This window comes from Hansschlegelia beijingensis (assembly GCF_045505405.1).
Lineage (GTDB): Bacteria > Pseudomonadota > Alphaproteobacteria > Rhizobiales > Methylopilaceae > Methylopila > Methylopila beijingensis_A.
In genome coordinates, this window is sequence record NZ_JBJKEX010000318.1 from 1 (window position 1) to 3,580 (window position 3,580).

Sequence of the window (3,580 nt, forward strand, 5' to 3'; positions counted from 1 at the left end):
CCGCCCGGCCGCATGCGCGGGCGCCGCGGCCTCGCGGATCACCGCCGCGTGCCCGCGATGGACGCCGTCGAAATTGCCGACCACGACATGGCCGTCGCGCAGCGACGCGGGAAGCTCTGGCGGGTCGATCAGCAAGGCTCAATCCGGCGCGAGGCGGAACGGCCGAAGGAGCCGGCCGTCTTCGCGGGCGCGAGATGGCCCCGCAGCGGCCGCATCGTCAAGACTGCGGGATCCCCGCGGTCGCAGGGCTCAGGCGAGCTCGGCGTCGATCTCGTCGCGCGTCGGCACCATGACCTGGGCCTCGCCGTCGAGCACGACCTTGTCGCCGACCGAGCAGGTGCAGAAGAAGGTCGCGCGCTGGCGCGCCGGATCGAGCGAGGTGATCTCGACCTGCGCGGTCACGACGTCGCCGATCCGGACCGGCGCGCGGAACTTGATGGTCTGCGAGAGATAGACCGCGCCGGGCCCCGGCAGGCGGGTGCCCAGCACCGCGGAGATCAGGCTCGCCGTGTAGAGCCCGTGCGCGATGCGCCCGCCGAAGCGGGTGTTGGCCGCATAGGCCTCGGACAGGTGGATCGGGTTGGTGTCGCCGGTCAGCGCCGCGAAGTTGCGCACCCCCTCTTCGGACACCTCGTGCCGGATCTCGGCGGTCTGGCCGACCTCCAGATCCTCGAACGCGATTTGCGGGCGCGTCTGGTGCTCGTCGTCCAGCGACTGAAGGGCTGCGTTCATGCCGGCGGCCGGTCCCCAAAAGAGGCCGCACTCTGCGGCGGGGCCTGTTGCGGCGCAACGCGCCTTTTGTCGGACGCGCGGAAGCGAAGGCGAAACGGAATTTCAACCGGAGGCGCCGCATCGTCCCCGGCGAGCGGCAGGACGCCGCCGACACACGAGTTCAGCGTCGGGCCGAGGCGGCTCTCCCGACGAGTAGATGGAGTCTCCAGGATGGCGCTCGACCACTCGATGCCGGTCCTCATCGTCGATGACTACAGCACGATGCTGCGGATCATCCGCAACCTCCTGAAGCAGATCGGCTTCGAGGACGTGGACGAGGCCTCCGACGGCACCCAGGCTCTCAGCAAGATGCGCGACAAGCGCTACGGGCTGGTGATCTCCGACTGGAACATGGAGCCGATGACCGGCATCGAGCTGCTGCGCGAGGTTCGCGCGGACGACAAGCTCAACCGCACGCCGTTCATCATGGTCACGGCGGAAGCCAAGACCGAGAACGTCATCCTCGCCAAGAAGGCCGGGGTGAACAACTACATCGTCAAGCCGTTCAACGCGGACACGCTGAAGTCCAAGATCCAAGCGGTGTTCGGCGAATGAGCCGCGGTCCGGGCGGCGAGAACATTCTGAAGCAGCCCTTCGACCGCGTGCGGGAGTACGTCTCCGGCAAGAGCGAGGGCGAGGCCTCCTTCGGCGACGTGGTGGCGCTGGCGGAGATCACCGCCGATTCGATGCAGACCTTCTTCGCGGCGATCGACCGGACGATCTATCGCGAGCTGCGCGAGATCGCGGAGTACATCACCAATCTGCGCAGCGAGATCGCGCATCTGCGCGCCGGCGAGCTGCAGAACGACCGGCTTCCTAAGGCGGGCGAGCATCTCGGCGCGATCGTCGCGGCGACCGAGGAGGCGACCAACGCCATCATGGAGGCCGCCGAGGCGATGCTGGCCGCGACCGGCGAGGACGAGGCGGCGTTCAAGAAGATCGTCAACGACAAGGTCATGACGATCTTCGAGGCCTGCTCGTTCCAGGACCTGACCGGGCAGCGCATCGCCCGCGTGGTCGAGACGCTGGAGCAGATCGAGAAGCGGATCGGACGCTTCGCGGCCGCCGTGAAGACGACCGCGCCGGGCGCCCCCGAGGCCGAGAACGCGCGCGAGCGGCGGGCGCGCGAGCTGCTGCTGAACGGGCCGCAGGACCGCGGCGTCGCGATCGAGCAGTCCGACGTCGACGCGCTGTTTTCGGAGAAGCCGGCGCGGCGCTGACGGTTTGCGCGGACGCCTCGCCGCGCCTATATGGGCGCGGACGAGGAGCCCTGAACGCCATGAACCGCTACGAGCGGCCGTCCTCTTCGGACGAGGCCGAAGTCCGCTATCTGGACGCTGATTTCCGCGTGATGCGGCCGGGCGCCTTCGTGCGCTGCGCGGTCACGGGCGTGGCCATCCCGCTCGAGGAGCTGCGCTACTGGAGCGTCGAGCGCCAGGAGGCCTATGCGGGCCCGCAGGAAGCCCTGTCCCGCGCCCTCGGCAAGGCCTGAGGCGGCCTCGCCGAGCTAGCTGAGCGGCCGTCAGCCGGCCGCGAGCGCCGCTTCGGGCTCCAGCAATTTGTGCAGATGGACGACGAAATAGCGCATATGCGCGTCGTCGACGGTGGCCTGCGCCTTGGCGCGCCAGGCCGCCCGGGCGCTGTCATAGTCGGAGAAGATGCCGACGAGATCGAGCCCCTGAACGTCGCGGAACGAGACGCCGGAGACGTCCTCCAGTTCGCCGCCGAACACCAGATACAGCGGCTGCTGCGGGAAGACGTCGCTCATCGATAGGGCTCCAGGGCTGCAAGCGTCTCGCGCTCCGCGTGGAGCGCGGCGAGAAGGGCGCGGTGGCGCGCCGGCGGGGCGGCGACCAGGCCGGCATGGCGGGTCGTCGCACGGTTATAAGCCGGGATCGCGCCGTCGAAATTGGTCAGGCGGGCGCCGGCCTCCTCAAGGATCAGATGCGCGGCGGCTATGTCCCAGTCATGGGCGTTGGGCCGCGCGATCGCGGCGTCGAGCCCGCCGGAGGCGACCTTCACCAGCCGGTTGGCGAGCGCGTAGAGCCAGGGGCCGCGGCTGACCCCGTAGGATTCGAGCGGGCCGAGCAGCGACTTCGGGCCGCCGACCCGGGCGCCTTCGAGCCGCGAGCGCAGCGCAACGCCATAGAAATCCATGTCAGCCTCCTTGCCGCGGCGCGACGATCTCGATGCGGTCGCCCTCGGACAGCGGCCGTGCGGCCCGGCTCGCCGCAGGCACGAAGGCGCCGTTCACGGCCGTCGCCACGACGGCGTCGCCGTAATCGAGCGCCGCGAGCGCGCCCGCGAGGGTCTCGGCCTCCACCTCAAGCGGTGAGCCGTTCACGATCAGCTTCATCGTGGGTCTCCGATTGCGTCATCACGGCCTCGGCGGCCTGCCGGGCCATCGCGGGCGACAGCAGGAAGCCGTGGCGGTAGAGGCCGTTGATGGAAAACACGCGACCCCGCCGCGTGACGCGGGGCAGGTTGTCCGGGAAGGCGGGGCGGACGTCGGCGCGGGTCTCCACGATCTCGGCCTCGCCAAACGCCGGATGCAGCGCATAGGCGCCGTTGATCAGCTCGACCGCCGAGCGGGCGGTGACGCGGCCGCGCGCGGCGCTCTCGATCATCGTCGCGCCCACCATGAACAGCCCGTCGGCGCGCGGCACGATATAAAGCGGGATGCGGGGGTGCAGCAGCCGCACCGGGCGGCTGAGCGTGATCTCCGGGGTGCGCAACAGCAGCATCTCGCCGCGCACGCCGCGCAGGTCCGGGGTCTCGCCGCGGGCCGCGAAGCCGCGGCAGTCGAGCA

Annotated in this window: 8 protein-coding genes and 1 pseudogene; 3 read left to right on the top strand and 6 right to left on the bottom strand. The window is 70.1% G+C overall.

The genetic code is table 11. The annotated features are described in order from the left end of the window. Positions 1 to 135, bottom strand: a pseudogene (locus ACIKT0_RS15105) (bifunctional riboflavin kinase/FAD synthetase); the annotation flags it as partial. 114 nt (positions 136 to 249) lie between these two features. After that, complete coding sequence (locus ACIKT0_RS15110; RefSeq protein WP_183396507.1) at positions 250 to 732, bottom strand: MaoC family dehydratase; 483 nt, start codon at positions 730 to 732, stop codon at positions 250 to 252. 210 nt (positions 733 to 942) lie between these two features. Here ACIKT0_RS15110 and ACIKT0_RS15115 point away from each other — a divergent pair, with 210 nt between their 5' ends. The 3 genes from ACIKT0_RS15115 to ACIKT0_RS15125 are packed head-to-tail and all read left to right on the top strand — an operon-like array spanning position 943 to position 2,263. Next, positions 943 to 1,326, top strand: coding sequence for a response regulator (locus tag ACIKT0_RS15115; RefSeq protein ID WP_183396508.1), 384 nt, complete (start codon positions 943 to 945; stop codon positions 1,324 to 1,326). After that, positions 1,323 to 1,991 carry a protein phosphatase CheZ gene (locus ACIKT0_RS15120; RefSeq protein ID WP_407106142.1) on the top strand — a complete coding sequence of 223 codons (669 nt, stop codon included), beginning with the start codon at positions 1,323 to 1,325 and terminating at the stop codon, positions 1,989 to 1,991. Before ACIKT0_RS15115 ends, ACIKT0_RS15120 begins: the two co-directional genes overlap by 4 nt. 59 nt (positions 1,992 to 2,050) lie before the next feature. Continuing rightward, positions 2,051 to 2,263, top strand: a complete 213-nt coding sequence (locus tag ACIKT0_RS15125; protein WP_407106144.1) for a DUF2093 domain-containing protein — start codon at positions 2,051 to 2,053, stop codon at positions 2,261 to 2,263. A gap of 30 nt (positions 2,264 to 2,293) precedes the next feature. On the opposite strand, the gene ACIKT0_RS15130 is transcribed toward ACIKT0_RS15125, so the two are convergent. The 4 genes from ACIKT0_RS15130 to ACIKT0_RS15145 form a co-directional block, all read right to left on the bottom strand. After that, positions 2,294 to 2,539 (bottom strand): DUF4170 domain-containing protein, encoded by a 246-nt coding sequence (locus ACIKT0_RS15130; protein ID WP_183396511.1) that lies wholly within the window; start codon positions 2,537 to 2,539, stop codon positions 2,294 to 2,296. Beyond that, positions 2,536 to 2,928, bottom strand: a complete 393-nt coding sequence (locus ACIKT0_RS15135; RefSeq protein WP_407106146.1) for an inositol monophosphatase family protein — start codon at positions 2,926 to 2,928, stop codon at positions 2,536 to 2,538. Before ACIKT0_RS15135 ends, ACIKT0_RS15130 begins: the two co-directional genes overlap by 4 nt. A gap of 1 nt (position 2,929) precedes the next feature. Beyond that, entirely contained in the window at positions 2,930 to 3,127 is a 198-nt protein-coding gene (thiS, locus tag ACIKT0_RS15140; RefSeq protein WP_407106147.1) for a sulfur carrier protein ThiS, read from the bottom strand. Then, the coding region (locus tag ACIKT0_RS15145) for an FAD-dependent oxidoreductase (protein ID WP_407106148.1) at positions 3,096 to 3,580 on the bottom strand (485 nt) is incomplete at its 5' end. The genes thiS and ACIKT0_RS15145, both read right to left, overlap by 32 nt.

What these genes read in the sequence shown, in the direction of transcription:
- ACIKT0_RS15110 (WP_183396507.1), bottom strand. Translation starts at nt 732, where the DNA reads ATGAACGCAGCCCTTCAGTCGCTGGACGACGAGCACCAGACGCGCCCG.
- ACIKT0_RS15115 (WP_183396508.1), top strand. Translation starts at nt 943, where the DNA reads ATGGCGCTCGACCACTCGATGCCGGTCCTCATCGTCGATGACTACAGC.
- ACIKT0_RS15120 (WP_407106142.1), top strand. Translation starts at nt 1,323, where the DNA reads ATGAGCCGCGGTCCGGGCGGCGAGAACATTCTGAAGCAGCCCTTCGAC.
- ACIKT0_RS15125 (WP_407106144.1), top strand. Translation starts at nt 2,051, where the DNA reads ATGAACCGCTACGAGCGGCCGTCCTCTTCGGACGAGGCCGAAGTCCGC.
- ACIKT0_RS15130 (WP_183396511.1), bottom strand. Translation starts at nt 2,539, where the DNA reads ATGAGCGACGTCTTCCCGCAGCAGCCGCTGTATCTGGTGTTCGGCGGC.
- ACIKT0_RS15135 (WP_407106146.1), bottom strand. Translation starts at nt 2,928, where the DNA reads ATGGATTTCTATGGCGTTGCGCTGCGCTCGCGGCTCGAAGGCGCCCGG.
- thiS (WP_407106147.1), bottom strand. Translation starts at nt 3,127, where the DNA reads ATGAAGCTGATCGTGAACGGCTCACCGCTTGAGGTGGAGGCCGAGACC.